This is a genomic window from Kitasatospora sp. NPDC042419, from assembly GCF_056437345.1.
Map to the genome: position 1 here is coordinate 141,989 of NZ_JBWKAW010000022.1, position 16,077 is coordinate 158,065.

Here is a 16,077-nt window from a genome sequence, read left to right on the forward strand (position 1 = left end):
GCGGAGAGCGGCCGGGCTCAGCCGGCCGTGCGGCGCCGGCGGGCGTAGCCGACCGTGAGCACGCCGACCATCGGTCCCCAGAGCAGCATCGGCGCGTAGCAGAGGTCCATGACCAGACCCGCCGTACCCTGCGGGAACTCCGGGCTGTCCAACGGCCCGCCGGGCACGAACGCCACCGCCGCGCACAGCGCCGTCACCGCGACCGCCCCCGCCGTCGCGGACACCACCACCGCGATCGGCGGGATGCGTCGGCCGCCCCACCGCGGGACCCACTGCGGGACCCGCTCGCCCCACGGCCTCACCAGGCCCAGGGTCAGGCAGGCCGCCGCCTGCGAGACCACGGACAGGATCAGCACGTAGACCAGGATCGATACCCCCGTGTACATCGATCCGAGCCGACCGCTGAAGCCGACGTCGACCCCGAAGCCGAGCAGCAGCCGCCACACGCACGAGGGCACCGTGCAGAGCACCGTTGCCCAGGCCACCCACACCGCCCAACGAGGGCTGGTGGTGGTGTTGGGAAACGTGCGGGAAGTGGCCATCACAGGGCTCCGGCGGGGTGGGGCGAACCGACTCCCCGACGATGTCACCGGCCGGAGGGCGCCGGCGTCATCCGGCCGGCCGGACCGCCTCCCCCGCGCGAGGGATCCGCCGGTCCTCCGACCGGCTAGGCTCACGGGCGAACCGAACCGACCGAACCCCACCCGACCCGGCTCCGGAGCTCGGCGCCGCTCCCTACTTGGTGATCTTCGTGACCTGGCCGGCGCCGACGGTCCGGCCGCCCTCGCGGATGGTGAACCGCAGGCCCTCCTCCATCGCGATGGGCTGGATCAGGCTGACGGAGATGTCGACGTTGTCCCCGGGCATGACCAGCTCGGTGCCCTCCTTGAGCGTCACCACGCCGGTCACGTCGGTGGTGCGGAAGTAGAACTGGGGCCGGTAGTTGTTGAAGAACGGGGTGTGCCGGCCGCCCTCGTCCTTGGACAGGATGTAGGCCGTCGCCTCGAACTCGGTGTGCGGGGTCACCGAGCCGGGCTTGATGATGCACTGGCCGCGCTCGACGTCCTCGCGCTTGATGCCGCGCAGCAGCAGGCCGACGTTCTCACCGGCCTGGCCCTCGTCGAGCAGCTTGCGGAACATCTCGATGCCGGTGACCGTGGTCGTGGTCTTCTCCGGCTTCATGCCGATGATGTCGACGGTCTCGTTGACCTTCAGCACGCCGCGCTCGATCCGGCCGGTCACCACGGTGCCGCGGCCGGTGATGGTGAAGACGTCCTCGATCGGCATCAGGAAGGGGTGGTCGACGTCCCGCGCGGGCTGCGGGATGTTCTCGTCGACGGCCTTCATCAGGCCCAGCAGCTTCTCGCCCCACTCCTTGTCGCCCTCCAGGGCCTTGAGCGCGGAGACCTGCACCACCGGGGTGTTGTCGCCGTCGAACTCGTACTCGGTGAGGAGTTCGCGGACCTCCAGCTCGACGAGCTCCAGGATCTCCTCGTCGTCGACCATGTCGGCCTTGTTCAGCGCGACCACGATGTAGGGGACCCCGGACTGGCGGGCCAGCAGGACGTGCTCCTTGGTCTGCGGCATCGGACCGTCGGTCGCGGCGACGACGAGGATCGCCCCGTCCATCTGGGCCGCACCGGTGATCATGTTCTTGATGTAGTCCGCGTGCCCCGGACAGTCGACGTGGGCGTAGTGCCGCGCCTCGGTCTGGTACTCGACGTGCGCGATCGAGATGGTGATGCCGCGCTGCCGCTCCTCCGGCGCCTTGTCGATCTCGTCGAACGGCGTGAACGGGTTCAGGTCCGGGTACGCGTCGTGCAGGACCTTCGTGATCGCCGCCGTCAGCGTCGTCTTCCCGTGGTCGACATGGCCGATCGTGCCGATGTTGACATGCGGCTTCGTGCGCTCGAACTTCGCTTTCGCCACGCGCTCCTCCTCAGGTGTCGGGCCCGGGCGGACGGCCCACCGGGCCTTCCGCCCCGCCCACGCTGCTACTGGAAAGCACGGGGCACGGCCGTCGCGTGCGGGATCACCCGAACCCGCCGCCGCGACCAGGAGTGGCCGACCCCGTGCAGACAGTAACCATAGCCGCCGGAGGTGCGGCCCGACGGGACCGCGCCCCCGACGGGACCGACGCCACCCGCACCGCCTCCGTGTCCGCCCTCCGCTACGGCCCTCCGGGCCCGCCCCGCTCGTCCGGTCCGGCTCGTCCGGCTCGTCCGGCTGATCCGGCCGCCCCGTCCGGGCTGCCCGGCCCGCCCGCTCGTGCGGCCTGCGCGTCCGGTCCGGCTCGTCCGGGCTACTCGTCCGGACCGAGGTCCAGCACGGCCTTGCCGAGGACCTCGCGCCCGACCAGCGCGTCGGCCGCCTCGTGCGCCCTGCTCCAGGAGCCGCGCCAGCCGATCTCCGGCGCCAGCCGGCCCGTCTCCACCAGGTGGAGCAGGTAGCCGAGGTCTCCCCCGACGGGCGTGCTGACGTTGAAGTTCTCCAGCCGCCCGCTCGGGCTCTCGACGCGGGCCCGCTCGAAGTCGATGACGGTCGGCTCGCCGGAGGCCTTCCCGATGGCCTGGACGACACCGTCGGGCTCCAGGCGGTAGAACGCCTCGGCCAACTGGCTGCCGCCGACGTTGTCGAGCACGCCGTACACCGGCGCGGTCAGCTCCGCGGGCCCGTGCACGACCTCGGCCGCGCCGAGCTCGCGCAGGCCCTCCGCGCGGGCCGGGCCGCCGACCGAGGCGATGACGTGCGCGCCCGCCAGGGCCAGCAGCCGGACGGCGAAGCGCCCCACCCCGCCCGAGGCGCCGGTGACCAGGACCCGGCGGCCGAGGACCGACCCCAGCCGGCGGACCGCCTGGAGCGCGGTGACCCCGGCCACCGGGAGGGCGCTCGCCGTCCCGAGGTCGACGCCGTCGGGCACGACCGCCAGCTCGGCGGTGTCCACCGCCCGCAGCCGCGCCCAGGCGCCGCCCCAGCCGAAGCTGACCACCCGGGTCCCGGCGGGCGGGCCCGAGCCGTCGGCGGCGGGCCGGACCACGACGCCCGCGGCGTCCCAGCCGGGCACCCGGCCGTACGGGGTGTCGGGCGAACGGTAGACGATCTCACCGAAGTTGAAGGAGACCGCCGCGACCTCGATCAGCGCCTGCCCGGCGGACGGTTCCGGATCGGGCACCTCGGCGAAGCTCAGCTGTCGGGGCGCGTTCGGGTCGTGCACGAGTGCCTTCATGTCGGGCCTTTCGGTGAGGTGGGCCGGCGCGGACGACGGCCCCGGGGAGGGCGGCGGGGTGGACGGCTGGGTGGGCGGTGGGGAGGGCGGTGGGGAGGGCGCCAGGACGCGCCCCGGAGGGTCAGCGGGGTGCCTCCGGGCTCGGCCGGCCCCGCTGACCCTGCTCCTGCGGCTGCTACTGCCCCTGCTCCTGGACCCGCTCCTGGACCTGTTCCTGACCCACCGGGCGGACGGCGACCGCGTCTATCTCGAAGAGCATTCCGGGCAGCGCCAGCGAGGCGACCCCGCTGAGCGTCTGGGCGGGCAGCCGGTCGCCCCAGCCGGCGTTCAGGGCCTTGCCGAGCACGCCCAGCTTCTCCAGGTCGTGGTCGACGATGTACGAGCCGAGCCGGACGACGTGCTCGAAGCCGAGGCCGACGCCGGCGAGCGCGGCGCGCAGGTTGTCGAAGGACCGCTCGACCTGGGCGGCGAAGTCCCCGGCGACGACCTGGCCGGTCCCGTCGGAGGCGTACTGGCCGCCGATGAAGACGAGTTCGCCGGGCGCGGAGGCGGCGTGGCTGTAGCCGAACGGGGTGGGGTCGTGCAGGCCGGCCGGGTTGGTGATGGTGCGGTGGTCGAGGTTGTCGCTCATGTTCGGTGCTTCCTTCGGGTGCGGTGTGCCGGTCGGTCGGGCAGTAGGTGAGTCGGGCAGTAGGTGCGTCGCGCAGTACGCGGGTCGGGTGCCGCGTCCCGGGTCCGCCACCCCGGAGGGTTCCTGACGGTTCGCCACCGAACGGAGCCCTCCGGGGCAACGCTCCGCGCGGCGGTGATCATCCCTCCAGGCGGACGAGCATCTTGCCGGTGTTGGCACCGCGCAGGACGCCGAGGAAGGCGGCCGGGGCCTGGCCGATGCCGTCGACGACGGTCTGCTCGGTGCGCAGGCTGCCGTCGGCGAGCCAGCCGGCGGCCTTGCCGATCCACTCGGGGAAGAGGTGGAAGTAGCTGCTGACCAGCATTCCGCGCAGGTTCAGCTCCTTGGCGGCCGCCTGGAAGAGGTTGTCGGGGCCGGGCGCCGGGCTGGTCGCGTTGTAGGTGCTGATCGAGCCGACCAGGGCGATCCGGCCGCCGGTGCGCATCGCGGCGACGGCGGCCCGCAGGTGGTCGCCGCCGACGCTGTCGAGGTAGACGTCGATGCCCTCGGGGGCGGCCTCGGCGAGCTGCTCCTCCAGCGAGCCGGCCCGGTAGTCGATGGCGGCGTCGTACCCGAAGTCCGTCACCAGCCTCTTCGTCTTCTCCGGTCCGCCGGCCGAGCCGATCACCTTGGACGCGCCGAGCTTGCGGGCCAGCTGTCCGGCGATGCTGCCCACCGCGCCGGCGGCGGCGGAGATGAAGACGACGTCGCCCTCGCGGACCGGAGCGGTCTCGGTGAGCGCCGCGTAGGCGGTGAGGCCGGTGGTGCCCAGGGCGCCCAGGTAGGCCGGGGCGGGGGCGAGGCCGGTGTCGACGACGGTCGCGGCGGCGGCGTCCAGGACGGCGTACTCGCGCCAGCCGAGGAAGTGGGAGACGGTCGCGCCGACCGGTACGGCCTCGGAGCGGGAGGCGACCACCACGCCGACCGCGCTGCCGTCCAGGGCCGCGCCGAGCTCGAACGGCGGGATGTAGGACGGCGCGTCGTCCATCCGGCCGCGCATGTACGGGTCGACCGACATCCAGGTGTTGCGGACGACGATCTCGCCTTCGGCGGGCTCCGGGACGGCGGTGCGGACCAGCTCGAAGGTGTCGGCGGTGGGCTCCCCGACCGGGCGGGCGGCGAGCCGGACCTCGGTGGAGAAGGTGGTGGCGGCGGTGGCGGCGGTGGCGGCGGTGGTGGTGCCGGTGGTCTGCTGGGCGCTCATGGCGGGTTCCTCGTTCTTCGTCCGGTGCTGCCGTTTCCTGCTGACGAGGAAGACTCTGCCGGGGGCCGCGCACGATCGGCTGACGGTCCGCGCACGGCCGCCCGGGCGGCGCGCACAGGCCCGCACAGGCCCGCACAGGCCCGCACGCACAGGGCCGGGCGGGCGGCGCGCGCACAGGAAGTCGGCCGGTCCGACGTCCTGCGCGGGACATCCCCGCGGGGAGGCGCCGGACAGGACGTGGCAGTGCGCCGAATCCGGTCGACAGGAACGGCGCGGGTGGCGCAGAGTCAGGACGCATGACCGGTCTCGCCGAACTCCCGCCGCTCCCCGCCCGCTACCGGACCGGACCGGCCACCGCCGCCGACGCCCCGGCCGTCCACCGGCTCGTCGCCGCCTGTGAGCGCGACCTGCTCGGCCGCACCGAGAGCGCGCCGGACGACGTCGCCGCCGACCTCGCACAACCCGGCCTCGACCCCGCCCGGGACACCCTGCTCGTACGGGACGGCCGCGGCGGGGTGGCCGGCTGGGCGTGGGTGCGCGGCGCGCGACGCAGCCGGGTCGACGTGCACCCCGACCACCGGGGCGCCGGGCTGGGCGGGTGGCTGCTCGACTGGACCGAGGCACAGGCCCGGCGGGCGGGCGGGGAGCGGCTCGCCCAGGCCGTGGAGGACGGCGACCGGGCCGCCGTCGCACTGCTGCGCTCGCGCGGGTACCGGCCGTTCGTCTCCCAGTGGCAACTGGGGATCGCCCTGCCGGCCGAGCCGGTGGCGGCCGCGCCGCCGGACGGGGTCACCGTGCGGCCGTTCCGCCCCGGCGACGAGCAGGCGGCCTACCGGGTGACCGAGGACGCGTTCGACGAGTGGCAGGTGCGGCGCAGCTCCTACGAGGAGTGGGCGCTGCGGACGGTCGGGCGGGACTCGTTCGCGCCCGCGCTCTCCCGGGTCGCCCTCGCGGGCGGGGAGATGGTGGGCGCGGTGCTGGCGCTGGACGTGCCGGACAGCGGCGAGGGCTACGTGGAGCGGCTGGCCGTCCGCCGCGACCACCGGAACCGGGGGATCGCACGGCTGCTGCTCGGCGAGGTGTTCGGCGCGTTCCACCGGCACGGGCGGGAGCTGTGCACCCTGTGGACGCACTCGGAGACCGGTGCGCTGCCGCTGTACGAGCGGGTGGGGATGACGGTCCGCCGTACCTCGTCGATGTACGGCAAGGCCCTCGACGGGTCGGTTCCTCCCGTCGGGTGAACCGGTTGCCCGGGCTGCCCTCCGGGGCTCCGTCTCCTGCGACCCTTCTCCTCGGCACGAGTCGCACCTCATACGACCTTTGGGAGATGGATCATGCCGACCCCCGCTCCGGCCGCAAGGGTTGGGCCGCCGCCCTCGCCGTGACCGCGATGGCGGGAGTGCTCGCCCCCGCCGCCCACGCGACCCCCGCCGCCCCCGAGGAGGAGGCCCTCGAAACCGGAGCCGCAACGCCGGTGCCGCCGCATTCCGCCCCGCGCCACGGCGTTCCGGCGGCCCGGATCCCGCCGGGCCGCGGGGGCGGATATGACGCCCGGTCATCGGAAAGTCACGCATTTCCGTGATTGATGTGCACCTGCGAAATTCTGGCCTCAATTACCGCGCACGGATCACCGTAGCCGGCTCATCACGCTTCGCATCCACTCCATCCGGAATCCCGCGCACGGCGCGGGCCGTCCGGAGTTTCCGGGACTCGCCTGCCGGCCCCGACAGGGCTCCGGGCGGCAGGGCTCCGAGCGGCAGGGGTGCGGGCGGCAGGCCTCAGACGTCGAGCCCGGCCTCGATGCGCTTGAGGCCGTGCCGGGCGAGCGCCAGGTTGGCGCGCGAGCGGTCCAGCGCCAGGTAGAGGAAGAGCGACCCGTGGCTGCGAGCCAGCGGGCGTATCAGGTGGTACTGGGTGCCGAGGGTGATCAGGATGTCCTCGATGACGTCGTCGATCGACAGCGCGGCCAGGGCCCGCGTCTTCGCGCGGACGACCTCGGTGTTGGCGGCGGCCGCGACCTCCAGGTCGAGCTGTTGGCCCCCGCCGAGGAATCCGAGTGACATACCGCTCTCGTAGTCGGCCAGCGCCACGCCGATGGCGCCTTCGATGGCCATCGCGTCCTTGAGTGCGTCGTCAATGTTCATGCGCTGTTCGTCCTTTGCGTGACTTCCGGGCGGAACTCCCCTGTGCGGGAACAAAGTAGCAAGAAGTCACCTGCGGTGGTCACCCCGTGGAAATGGTGGAATAAAGTACGCTGCCAAGAGTTCAGAACGCGAAGGGGTACTGGTGCGCGCGCTCGAAGCTTCCCTCTCCGATGTGCTCGACTCCCCCGGAGTGGTCGGTGCCGTTCTCGTCGACGCCGTCACGGGCCTCGGCTACCAGTCCGCCGGGGACCACCGGCTGCTCGGGACCGGCGCCGAACTCGCCGAGCTGGTCGACCTGATCGGCGAGCGGCTCCACGAGGCCGGGGCGGAGAGCGAGTTGGAGAGCGTGGTGGTCACGAGCACCCGTCACCACGAGGTCGTCCAGGTGGTGCCCCGGCAGGGTGACCCGCTGCTGCTGGCCACCGTGCTGGACCGGGGACGGACCAACCTGGCACTGGCGATCCGCCAGACAGCCGCCCACGCAGCGGACTTGCTGGCATGAACGGACCGACCCACGACCGCGCCCACGATCCGGCCCCGCCCGCCGCTCCCGGGCGGCCTTCGGCCCGCAACGTACCCGCGCTGCTGCTCGCACTGCGCGGTGAGGGCTTCACCGGATCCGTCACCGTCTCCAGCGCGCCGGGCGGCACGATCCACCTGGAACAGGGGCTCGTCACGGCGGTCGAGACCCCCGGTGCCCCGACCGTCGAAACCCTGCTGCTGAAGTCGGGGCGCATCGGCGAGGCGGACTGGGCGGCGGCCGAGACCGCCGCGTCCGCCGCCCGCCCGAGCGGTGCCCCCGCGGGCTGGGGTGGCGACCTCGGCGCGGCCCTGGTCGCCCAGGGATCGATCGGCGCCGCCGAACTCGAAGCCGTCTGCGCCGCCGCCGCGTTCGACGGCGCCTTCGCCCTGGTGCTGAGTCCGCCCGGCAGCTGGGAGACCGCCGAAGCGGCCCCACCCGCCGGTATCGCGCTGCGCCCGGGCATCGAGCCGCAGCGGCTCTTCGAGGAGACCGCCCGGCGGGTGGCCCTGCTGACCCGCCTCTGGGGCCCGCCCGGCGAGCTGGCCCGCACCCGGATCCGCCCCGCCGCCCTGCCCGGCGTCGGGGCCGGCATCGGAGCCCGGCGGATCCTGCCCCGCTACCAGGAGATCCTGGCCGCCGCCACCGGCCGCCGCACCGCGCGCGACATCGGATTCGCCCTGGGGCGCGGGGTGTTCGCGGTACTCCTCGACGTCGCCCGGATGGACGCCCGGCACCTGCTCCACCGGGAACCGGCGCACCCGGCTCCCCTGGCCCCGAGCGTGGCCCCCCGTACGGCGCCGAGCGGGCCGCTGCCGGAGCCGAGCGGGCCGCTGCCGCGCCGCGTCCGCGGCCACGGCGGCCCGGTCGGCCCGGTCGGCCCGGCAAGCACTTCCGACGCGCCCCCGAACGCACACCGCGCCAAGCGCACCGAGACGACAGACACGACCGAGAAGAGCACACCATGAGCAGCCAGACACCGACCGCCGTGCTGGTCGACGAGTTGAAGTCCCTCCGCGACCGGGTCATGGGCATCTCGGAGAGCGTCGTCTCCACCGCCGACGGCCTGCTGGTGGCCGCCGACACGGCCGCCGTCCACCCCGAGTCGGCCGCCGCGCTGTCGGCCGCCATGCTCGGCCTCGGCCGGCGCACCGCGGCCGAGTTCGGCGTGGGCGGCCTGCGCGACGTGGTCACCCGCTGCGGCGGCGGCTACGTCGTGGTGCTGGCGATCGGGGACCAGGCGCTGCTGATGGTCCTGGGCGACGAGGGCCTCGACATCGCCGGACTGCACCGCGAGTCCCCCGCCACGGTCCGCCGCCTGAGCGAGCTGCTCGGGATGGTCCCCGCGATGTAGGGAGGCCCTCGGGCCAGGGCCCGCCCGAGACGGACGGGGGCACTCCCACATCTCCGCGAGCGGCCCGGACCACCCCCTCCCCCTCCCCTGCCTCCAGGCCGCCCCGCCCGACAACCCAGGCGGCAGCGGAGGTTGGGCCAGCCGACACAGCAGGCCCGACACCCGCCCACCGACAACGGCCCGGAGCACTCCCGCAAGCCCGCAAGCAGCCCGGACCGCACACTCCCCTGCCTCCGGGCAGCCTCGCCCGACGGCCCGGGCGTCGGCGGGGGTCGGGCCGACAGGCGCGGGCGGCTCGGCGCCGGACTCGCGGGACCAGCCCCGCGGATCAGCCCTGCGGATCGGTCAGGTAGGCGTCGAACGCCGCCTTCGTCGCCGGGTCGACGGCGTAGACCCAGTGGCCCACGACGTCCGGGGTCAGCAGGGTGGCCTTCGGGAAGGACTGTGCCATCCGGCGCGCGCCCGGCAGGGGGGTCCGCAGGTCGAGGGTGGCGTTGGCCACCAGGACGGGCGGGAGGTCGCCCCTGACCCGGCCGGGCTGGGCCTTCGGCGGGACGGTCCAGCCCTGGCAGCCGAGCACGATGTCCAGGGCCTGGGTGCTGACTCGGACGTGCGGGGCGGCCTTCGCGACCCGTTCCCGAATGGCCCGGTACTCGGCGAAGTCGCGGATCAGGAGGTCGTGGTCCCGGCACAGCACGAGTTGCATGTCGCGGCCGGGTCCCTGGTAGTCGGGCCAGTAGGCCTCGCCCCGCCCGGTGTACACGGCGGCCAGTTGCCGCGTCGCGCGCTCCGGGTCCCATCCCCAGGCCAGGAAGGTGAGGAAGGCGGACAGCCCGTCGGCGTCGGCCACGGTCTCCGTCGGCCCCTCCGGTCCGGGGACGCGGAGGGTGCCCGCGTCGGCGCGGGCGAACAGTTCGGCCGCGACGGCCGCCAGGTCACGGCCCTTCAGCGCGCAGGCCTGGTCCGTCGTGCACCAGGCCGCCAGGCGCTCGAAAGTGGCGTCGACGGTGGCGCTGCTGTCGGTGAGGAAGCGCTCCGCGTCCGGCCGGGCCGGGTCCACCACGCTGTCGAGGGCCAGCGCGCGCAGCCTGCCGGGGAACAGGCGTGCGTAGCGCTCGCCGAGGAGTGTGCCGTAGGAGTGGCCGAGGTAGCTGATCCGGCGCTCGCCGAGGGCGGCGCGGATCGCGTCCATGTCGCGGGCGACGCTCTCGGTGTCCATGTGGGCGGCGAGCGGGCCCGTCAGCCGCAGGCAACTGGCCGCCAGCCGGCCGTTGGTGGCGCGCATCCGCTCGAAGGCGGCCGCGTCGCGGGGGCGGGTCGTGTTCTCGCCGGCGATCGTCTCGTCGCAGCGGGCGCGCCCGCTGCGCTGGGTGCCGCGGGGGTCGAACCCGACGATGTCGAACCGCTGCAGCATCTCCGGGGTGTAGGTGCTCCGGCCGGGCATGCCCGCCTCCAGCGCGTCGTCCGCTCCGGGGGCGCCCGGCCCGCCGGGGTTCGACAGCAGGACGCCGATGCGGTGGGCCGGGTCGGCGGCCCGGAGGCGGGCGACGAAGATCCCGGTCTTCGGGCCGTTCGGCTTCGACCAGTCCACCGGCACCCGGACCGTCGCGCATTCCGCCTGCGGGTTCGGGTCCGGCATGGGCGGTTCGCTCTTGGGACACGCTCCCCAACTGACGGGCAGGACAAGGGTGATCGGGGCGGAGGGATCCTCGGCGGCGGAAGCGGAGGCAGAGGAGGCGGAAGCGGAGGCAGAGGCGGGGGCGGAGGCGGAAGCGGAGGAGGCGACGGCCGGGCCGGTCAGGGCCGGGGTGGCGGCGGAGGCGGTCAGCGCCAGGAGGGCGGACAGGACGCGCCGGGGGCGGTCCGGACGGGTGTTCCCACGCGTGGTCATGCCCGTCAACAACCCGCCGGCACCGCCGCCGGGTTGCCTCCGGTCGCGAAGCCCACCGATTCCGTGCCCGATGGGGCAGGTTCTTCTGTCCTTCAAGTCCGTTGAGCGGAAGGCTTGTTGACGAAAGGGGGCGCCGGTCCGGAGGGTTCTCCGCGAGGCCGGCACCCGCTGCCCCGGTCCTTCGACCGTGGGTGTCCGGCCCGTCCTGCCCTGCCGTCCCGCCCTACTCCGCCGCCCTGCCCTGCCGTCCTGCTCCACCGTCCTGCTCCACCGCCCTGCGGGGGTGAGCCGGCTCACCACCTGGGGACCTGCCGATGAAGAGGACCAAGAGCCCCGCCGCCACGGCGGTGCCCGTCATGGCGGTGGCGACGGGGGCGCGGCCGGGACCGGTGGCGGCAGATCCGCTGCGCCGGCGGTACGTGGAGCGGCTGGTTCAAGCCACAGGGCCCGAGACCTCATGAATGCCGGACCCGCCGGTGGGGGCGGGTCCGGCCCCTCCGCCCCGGCTGTCGTCCTGACGGCGCCGGGGCGGAGGTGTGGCACTCAGGCGTTACCGCGGCTGCGGCGTCTGCGCCGGAGCCGGCCGAGGACGACGGCACCGCCCGCGAGTGCGAGCGCCGCGATCGAACCGCCGGCGAGCAGCGGCGTACGGGAGGCGGGGTCGGCCGCCCGGTCATCGGTCCCGTACCCGCTGGACAGGCCCCGGGTGTCGTAGTCGGAGCCGGGCAGCTTGTCCGCGTAGCGGGCCTTGACGAGCTGCTGGTAGTCGGCGAGCGAAACCGCCGACCGGCCGTCGAGCCCTTCCCGGGCCTGGTCGTTGAGCGGCTCCACGGTGGTGAGCGTCAGCTGGTACCAGCCGCGGATCTGCGGTTCGGTGAAGACCAGGGTGCCCAGGGTCGCCTTGCCCGCGTACGTGGCGTCGGTGTCTCCGTCGCGCACCCCCGCCAGGTGCCAGCCGCCACCCTCGGTCGGGGCGAGCAGCACGGTGGCGGTGCGGTCGTTGACGGTGACGTCGAGCGTGGAGACGAGGTGGCTCAGCCGGACGGCCTCGGTGGGGACCGGCTGGGCCGTGCCCGCGACGAACGCCGGGGCGACCTCGTTCACCGCCAGCGGGTCCTTGAGGGTGAACGCGGGCAGCCCTTCGCAGGGGTCGGGCTTGTCGGGGACCGTCACCATCGTGTCGGATCCGCCCTCGGGCAGCGGCGTACCGAGGAAGCGGCAGACGGCGTTGTGGACGTCGGCCGACCTCACCACGTCGAGGGCGGCCTGGTAGTCGGGGATGTCGACCGCGCGGGCCGGTCCGACGGCGGACAGCAGTGCGGCGGCGCTCAGCGCCAGGACGATGGGCAGCCGGGAGAACCGGGTGGCCTCCTGCCCGACGGGCGTTCCTCGGTCGCGCATGTGTCGTCCTCCTTCTCTATCGGGAGATGCCGGTACGGGAGTGGGTCCACCTGAACGAGCTGTTGTTCACGTAGTCGTCGTAGTTCCACCACGTGTAGGTGGCGGTGTCCGGCCACGGGTCGGCGACGCCGATGGTGTTGTTGGAGGTGTCGAAGCCGTAGACGACGTTCATGTGGCCACCGCCGGACTTCCATCCGATGCGGGCACCGATCGGCCGGGCGGCCTTGACGTCGGCGGTGACCTGGGCGAACGAGGCCGCGCTGCTGAGGCCGGTGCCGGGGTTCGCCATGCCCAGGCTGTACCAGGCGTTGGCCATGTCCTCCAGCCGGGCGGGCTGGTTGTCGCAGCTCGGTCCGCCGCTGTACCGGGAGGCGCGTTCGCAGAAGTCCGCCTGCGTGGTGCCGTATCCCTGGAACTTGGCGATGGTGAGCCCGGCGGCCGACCAGCACCACTGGCTCTTCTCCTGCTTCAGCATGGCGATCTGGTCGTAGCCGGCCTCCGCCCGGGCCGTGCCTCCTGTTGCCAGGAGGCCCGCCGAGACCGCGAGTACCAGGGCCGGTCCGGTGGCCGCGTATCTGAATCTGCTCATGTCCCTGCCTTCTCATGGGGCGCGTGGGGTTGCCCAGCCACATGAGAGCGCGGACCGCCGCCGTTTCCCCGAGGGCTCGTGGAAGGCAGGGCCGAAGGGGTTGTTAGCCATATGAGAGTGGGATGGCTTGAAACGTTCGCAGTCGGAGGGCCCTTGGGGCGTCTGGACTCCCTGGCGTCGCTGCGGCTCTGCGCCGCCTAGGCTGCCTGCGCTGACCCGCCCCGCCTGCCCTGCGCTGCCCCGCCTGCCCTGCCGCCCCCGCCTGCACGGGCGAGGGGCCGGGCAGCCCTCCGCGTCCCGCACGAAAAGTCGGAGCGGCCGACTTTTCGTGCGGGACGGGACAGCCGAAGTCACCGGCCGTTCAGGTCGGTCAAGTCGTTCAAGCCGATCCGGCCGATCCGGCCGATCCGGCCGGATCAGCGGTCCATGCCCAGCCGGGCCGCGAGCGGTCCCGGAAGGGGGTACGGGCGCTCGGGCGGGAGGAGGCGCTGCGCCTGGGCCGCCCGGCCGCCCTGGACGAGCGCGGCGATCTTCCGGACCTGCGGGGTGAGGTCGGTGATGCCGGCGATCCACTCCTCGGCGAAGGTCCGGATCAGGGCACGGCCCACGCCCACCTGGATGCTGTAGTGGTTGAGCGCGGCGCCGCGCAGCGAGCGCTCCGGGTCCCACTGGACGTGCACCTCGGCGCGGGTGAGCGCCGTCGGGTCGGCGGTGGTCAGGACGGCGCGGCCCAGCGCTTCCTCCCACCCGGCACGGGTGATCCGGACGGCGAGGATGCGTTCCTGGCCCGCCTTGCGGGCCCAGTTGCTGCGGTGCATCAGCCAGGTGAAGGAGGGCTTGATCCACGTCATCCGACCGAAGGAGAAGGGCGGCACGAACCGCCCTGCCGCGAGGGCGGGTTCGGCGACGGCCGGGGCGTACGCCTGGTAGAGGGTGATGGTGGTGGCGTCGAAGTCGGCCCGGATCTCACGCAGGTGCTGCATGGCGCCGACTCTGCCAGCGGACCGGCGGGCGGAGCGACCCGTTTTCGACCGGCCGCCCGACCGGTGGGCCGGCGGGCCGGTGGGCCGCCTGGCCACCCGGCGGGCCGACGGCGCTCGCCCGGCGCTTCGACGGGCAGCCGACGGAACCCGGCCTTCGCCCCCGCCCGTACCCGCACCCGCGACCACGCCGCGCCCACGACCGCGCCCGCGCCCGCACAGGAAGTCGGCCGGTCCGACTTCCTGCGCGGGCGGTCCGACTGGCGGAGGTGCCCGGCCACGGCCGGCGTCAGGCTCCGGTGTACTGGGCGGCGTACTCCTCGCTGGGCGGGATGACGGTGATGACGTCGATCAGCACGCCGTCCGGGGCGGCGACGATGAAGTGGCGCTGGCCGAACTCCTCCGTGCGCAGCGGCAGCAGTTCGGGCAGTCCGGCCTCCGTCACGAGCCGCCGGTGCTCGGCGTCCACGTCGTCCACCTCGAAGTTGAGCAGCAGGCCGCCCCGGAGTGCCGCCCGGTGGCCCTCGGGGAGGGTCGGGTGGGTGTGGTCCAGCAGTGCCAGTTCGTACTGCGGGGCGTCCGGGCGTCGCAGGCTCACGTACCAGTCGGCCTCGAAGGTGACTTCGAAGCCGAGGTGGCGGGTGTAGAAGTCGCGGGAGGCGGCCACGTCCTGGGTGGCGAGCACGGGGTAGAAGCCGCCGAGCTTGGACGCCGGGCCGTTCGCGGGCCCGTCGGCGGTGAGGTCGTTCGTCATGGCGCAGACCTTTCGCATCCGTTTCACATACCCGGGGTATGTGAGTCATGGCGTTAGCATACCCCGGGTACGCGAAACGGAAAGGGCGGTGCGCAGGCGATGGCGGTCAACCGGGCGGAGCAGCGGGCCGCCACACGGCGGGCACTGCTGGACGAAGGGCGGCGCCGGTTCGCCGCCGACGGGTACCACCACGTGGTGCTGACCGACGTGGCGAGGGCCGTCGGGGTCACCAAGGGCGCCGCCTACCACCACTTCGACAGCAAGGCCGGGCTCTTCCGGGCCGTCGTCGCCGAGGTGCAGCAGGAGTTGGGCGAGCGGGTGGCCGCCGAGGCCGAGCAGCACGAGGACCTCTGGGAGCAGCTCCGGGCCGGATGCCGGGCCTTCCTGGCCGCGGGGACGGATCCGGCGGTGCGGCAGGTCCTGCTGGTCGACGCGCCGACGGTCCTGGGGTGGGACGAGTGGCGGGCGCTGGACGAGGAGTCGTCCGCCCGGCACCTCGCGGAGGCCCTGGCGGCGCTGGTCGCGGCCGGGACCATCGCCGATCAGCCGGTGGAGCCGCTGGCCCGACTGCTCTCGGGGGCGATGAACGAGGCCGCGCTCTGGATCGCGCGCGGCGGGGACCCGCAGGCGGCGGAGCAGGCACTCGACCGGCTCCTGTCGGGGCTGCGCACCCCGGCCTGAGCTCGCTCTTCGGCCTCGGCACTGCCGGTGGGAGGCGACGCTCCCGTGGGATTCCGCCGCCCGGCCGGGCGGCTGGTCCTGCCCGCCGCCGTCCGATGCGGCGCGCTGTCGGTGCTGCTGACTACGGTGACGGCGAGAACGCGAACTGCGCTCGCCCCCAGCCGACGTCATGCCACATCAGGAGACCCCGTGCGTCTGATCTTCGCCCACCCCGACGACTACCCCCACTACGAGCACGTCGAGGAGCTCCTGAACGACGGGTTCGAGACCACCCTGCTCCGGACGGACTTGACCGACGACTCGTGGATATCGCTGATCAGCTACGACGCCGGACAGGGAAACATCGTCTACGGCGCCGCCCGGTTCGCCCCGTACACCCGCTACGTCGAGGAAGCCGACACCCGCGAGGAGGCCGAGGCGCGGTACGAGGAGATGGTCCGCGAGGCCGCCGAGGAGGCAGCCACCGCACAACCGGGCTGAGCCCCACGAAGCTCCCGGCAGCGACCGGCCCGGGCCTTTGCAGGCCCGGGCACCGCTGGTCGGTCAGTGGGGTATGCGGTGGCGGCCTTGGGGCTGCCGGTTGTCGGGGGTGGGGTTGGTCTCGGGGCTGAAGTGCCCGGCCTGGCGGGCGATCCAGGTGTACTCGGTGGTGCCGTCGGGGAG

Annotated in this window: 17 protein-coding genes; 6 read left to right on the forward strand and 11 right to left on the reverse strand. The window is 73.8% G+C overall.

What is annotated here, in order from left to right:
• Window positions 1-17 precede the first annotated feature (17 nt).
• The 5 genes from AC067J_RS31770 to AC067J_RS31790 form a co-directional block, all read right to left on the reverse strand.
• Window positions 18-542: a hypothetical protein gene (locus AC067J_RS31770; protein WP_478305059.1), complete on the reverse strand. Its 525-nt coding sequence runs from the start codon at window positions 540-542 to the stop codon at window positions 18-20.
• Between the two features lie 193 nt (window positions 543-735).
• On the reverse strand, window positions 736-1,929 hold the full coding sequence (gene tuf / locus AC067J_RS31775) for an elongation factor Tu (protein ID WP_478305061.1): 1,194 nt from the start codon (window positions 1,927-1,929) through the stop codon (window positions 736-738).
• 373 nt (window positions 1,930-2,302) lie between these two features.
• Complete coding sequence (locus AC067J_RS31780) at window positions 2,303-3,226, reverse strand: zinc-binding dehydrogenase (protein ID WP_478305062.1); 924 nt, start codon at window positions 3,224-3,226, stop codon at window positions 2,303-2,305.
• 175 nt (window positions 3,227-3,401) lie between these two features.
• Window positions 3,402-3,857: a RidA family protein gene (locus AC067J_RS31785; RefSeq protein WP_478305064.1), complete on the reverse strand. Its 456-nt coding sequence runs from the start codon at window positions 3,855-3,857 to the stop codon at window positions 3,402-3,404.
• 178 nt (window positions 3,858-4,035) lie between these two features.
• Window positions 4,036-5,100, reverse strand: coding sequence for an NADP-dependent oxidoreductase (locus AC067J_RS31790; protein WP_478305066.1), 1,065 nt, complete (start codon window positions 5,098-5,100; stop codon window positions 4,036-4,038).
• A 296-nt stretch (window positions 5,101-5,396) separates the two neighbouring features.
• Here AC067J_RS31790 and AC067J_RS31795 point away from each other — a divergent pair, with 296 nt between their 5' ends.
• The gene (locus tag AC067J_RS31795) at window positions 5,397-6,341 is read left to right on the forward strand and encodes a GNAT family N-acetyltransferase (RefSeq protein WP_478305068.1); all 945 of its coding nucleotides are present in this window, start codon (window positions 5,397-5,399) and stop codon (window positions 6,339-6,341) included.
• A gap of 537 nt (window positions 6,342-6,878) precedes the next feature.
• Here the strand turns inward: AC067J_RS31795 and AC067J_RS31800 are convergent.
• On the reverse strand, window positions 6,879-7,244 hold the full coding sequence (locus AC067J_RS31800) for a hypothetical protein (RefSeq protein ID WP_478305070.1): 366 nt from the start codon (window positions 7,242-7,244) through the stop codon (window positions 6,879-6,881).
• Window positions 7,245-7,386: 142 nt separating this feature from the next.
• Between AC067J_RS31800 and AC067J_RS31805 the strand changes: the two genes are divergently transcribed.
• From AC067J_RS31805 to AC067J_RS31815, 3 genes are read left to right on the forward strand one after another with little or no spacing between them, the layout of a single operon-like run.
• On the forward strand, window positions 7,387-7,746 hold the full coding sequence (locus AC067J_RS31805) for a hypothetical protein (RefSeq protein WP_478305072.1): 360 nt from the start codon (window positions 7,387-7,389) through the stop codon (window positions 7,744-7,746).
• Window positions 7,743-8,732 (forward strand): hypothetical protein, encoded by a 990-nt coding sequence (locus tag AC067J_RS31810; protein ID WP_478305074.1) that lies wholly within the window; start codon window positions 7,743-7,745, stop codon window positions 8,730-8,732. The genes AC067J_RS31805 and AC067J_RS31810 overlap by 4 nt, the downstream gene beginning before the upstream one ends.
• Window positions 8,729-9,118 (forward strand): roadblock/LC7 domain-containing protein, encoded by a 390-nt coding sequence (locus AC067J_RS31815; RefSeq protein WP_478305076.1) that lies wholly within the window; start codon window positions 8,729-8,731, stop codon window positions 9,116-9,118. The genes AC067J_RS31810 and AC067J_RS31815 overlap by 4 nt, the downstream gene beginning before the upstream one ends.
• A gap of 328 nt (window positions 9,119-9,446) precedes the next feature.
• Here the strand turns inward: AC067J_RS31815 and AC067J_RS31820 are convergent, their stop codons facing one another.
• The 5 genes from AC067J_RS31820 to AC067J_RS31840 form a co-directional block, all read right to left on the reverse strand.
• Window positions 9,447-11,009, reverse strand: coding sequence for an alpha/beta fold hydrolase (locus AC067J_RS31820; RefSeq protein ID WP_478305078.1), 1,563 nt, complete (start codon window positions 11,007-11,009; stop codon window positions 9,447-9,449).
• Between the two features lie 543 nt (window positions 11,010-11,552).
• Window positions 11,553-12,410: a hypothetical protein gene (locus AC067J_RS31825; protein ID WP_478305080.1), complete on the reverse strand. Its 858-nt coding sequence runs from the start codon at window positions 12,408-12,410 to the stop codon at window positions 11,553-11,555.
• Window positions 12,411-12,426: 16 nt separating this feature from the next.
• Entirely contained in the window at window positions 12,427-12,999 is a 573-nt protein-coding gene (locus tag AC067J_RS31830) for a papain-like cysteine protease family protein (protein ID WP_478305082.1), read from the reverse strand.
• 416 nt (window positions 13,000-13,415) lie between these two features.
• Window positions 13,416-13,982 (reverse strand): DUF4291 domain-containing protein, encoded by a 567-nt coding sequence (locus AC067J_RS31835; RefSeq protein WP_478305084.1) that lies wholly within the window; start codon window positions 13,980-13,982, stop codon window positions 13,416-13,418.
• Between the two features lie 286 nt (window positions 13,983-14,268).
• Entirely contained in the window at window positions 14,269-14,733 is a 465-nt protein-coding gene (locus AC067J_RS31840; protein ID WP_478305086.1) for a VOC family protein, read from the reverse strand.
• Window positions 14,734-14,832: 99 nt separating this feature from the next.
• Between AC067J_RS31840 and AC067J_RS31845 the strand changes: the two genes are divergently transcribed.
• The gene (locus AC067J_RS31845) at window positions 14,833-15,414 is read left to right on the forward strand and encodes a TetR/AcrR family transcriptional regulator (RefSeq protein ID WP_478305088.1); all 582 of its coding nucleotides are present in this window, start codon (window positions 14,833-14,835) and stop codon (window positions 15,412-15,414) included.
• A 189-nt stretch (window positions 15,415-15,603) separates the two neighbouring features.
• Window positions 15,604-15,894 carry a hypothetical protein gene (locus AC067J_RS31850; RefSeq protein ID WP_478305089.1) on the forward strand — a complete coding sequence of 97 codons (291 nt, stop codon included), beginning with the start codon at window positions 15,604-15,606 and terminating at the stop codon, window positions 15,892-15,894.
• The last annotated feature ends 183 nt before the right edge of the window (window positions 15,895-16,077 follow it).

What these genes read in the sequence shown, in the direction of transcription:
- AC067J_RS31790 (WP_478305066.1), bottom strand. Translation starts at nt 5,100, where the DNA reads ATGAGCGCCCAGCAGACCACCGGCACCACCACCGCCGCCACCGCCGCC.
- AC067J_RS31825 (WP_478305080.1), bottom strand. Translation starts at nt 12,410, where the DNA reads ATGCGCGACCGAGGAACGCCCGTCGGGCAGGAGGCCACCCGGTTCTCC.
- AC067J_RS31795 (WP_478305068.1), top strand. Translation starts at nt 5,397, where the DNA reads ATGACCGGTCTCGCCGAACTCCCGCCGCTCCCCGCCCGCTACCGGACC.
- AC067J_RS31785 (WP_478305064.1), bottom strand. Translation starts at nt 3,857, where the DNA reads ATGAGCGACAACCTCGACCACCGCACCATCACCAACCCGGCCGGCCTG.
- AC067J_RS31845 (WP_478305088.1), top strand. Translation starts at nt 14,833, where the DNA reads ATGGCGGTCAACCGGGCGGAGCAGCGGGCCGCCACACGGCGGGCACTG.
- AC067J_RS31770 (WP_478305059.1), bottom strand. Translation starts at nt 542, where the DNA reads ATGGCCACTTCCCGCACGTTTCCCAACACCACCACCAGCCCTCGTTGG.
- AC067J_RS31815 (WP_478305076.1), top strand. Translation starts at nt 8,729, where the DNA reads ATGAGCAGCCAGACACCGACCGCCGTGCTGGTCGACGAGTTGAAGTCC.
- AC067J_RS31810 (WP_478305074.1), top strand. Translation starts at nt 7,743, where the DNA reads ATGAACGGACCGACCCACGACCGCGCCCACGATCCGGCCCCGCCCGCC.
- AC067J_RS31800 (WP_478305070.1), bottom strand. Translation starts at nt 7,244, where the DNA reads ATGAACATTGACGACGCACTCAAGGACGCGATGGCCATCGAAGGCGCC.
- AC067J_RS31820 (WP_478305078.1), bottom strand. Translation starts at nt 11,009, where the DNA reads ATGACCACGCGTGGGAACACCCGTCCGGACCGCCCCCGGCGCGTCCTG.
- AC067J_RS31830 (WP_478305082.1), bottom strand. Translation starts at nt 12,999, where the DNA reads ATGAGCAGATTCAGATACGCGGCCACCGGACCGGCCCTGGTACTCGCG.
- AC067J_RS31840 (WP_478305086.1), bottom strand. Translation starts at nt 14,733, where the DNA reads ATGACGAACGACCTCACCGCCGACGGGCCCGCGAACGGCCCGGCGTCC.
- AC067J_RS31835 (WP_478305084.1), bottom strand. Translation starts at nt 13,982, where the DNA reads ATGCAGCACCTGCGTGAGATCCGGGCCGACTTCGACGCCACCACCATC.
- AC067J_RS31780 (WP_478305062.1), bottom strand. Translation starts at nt 3,226, where the DNA reads ATGAAGGCACTCGTGCACGACCCGAACGCGCCCCGACAGCTGAGCTTC.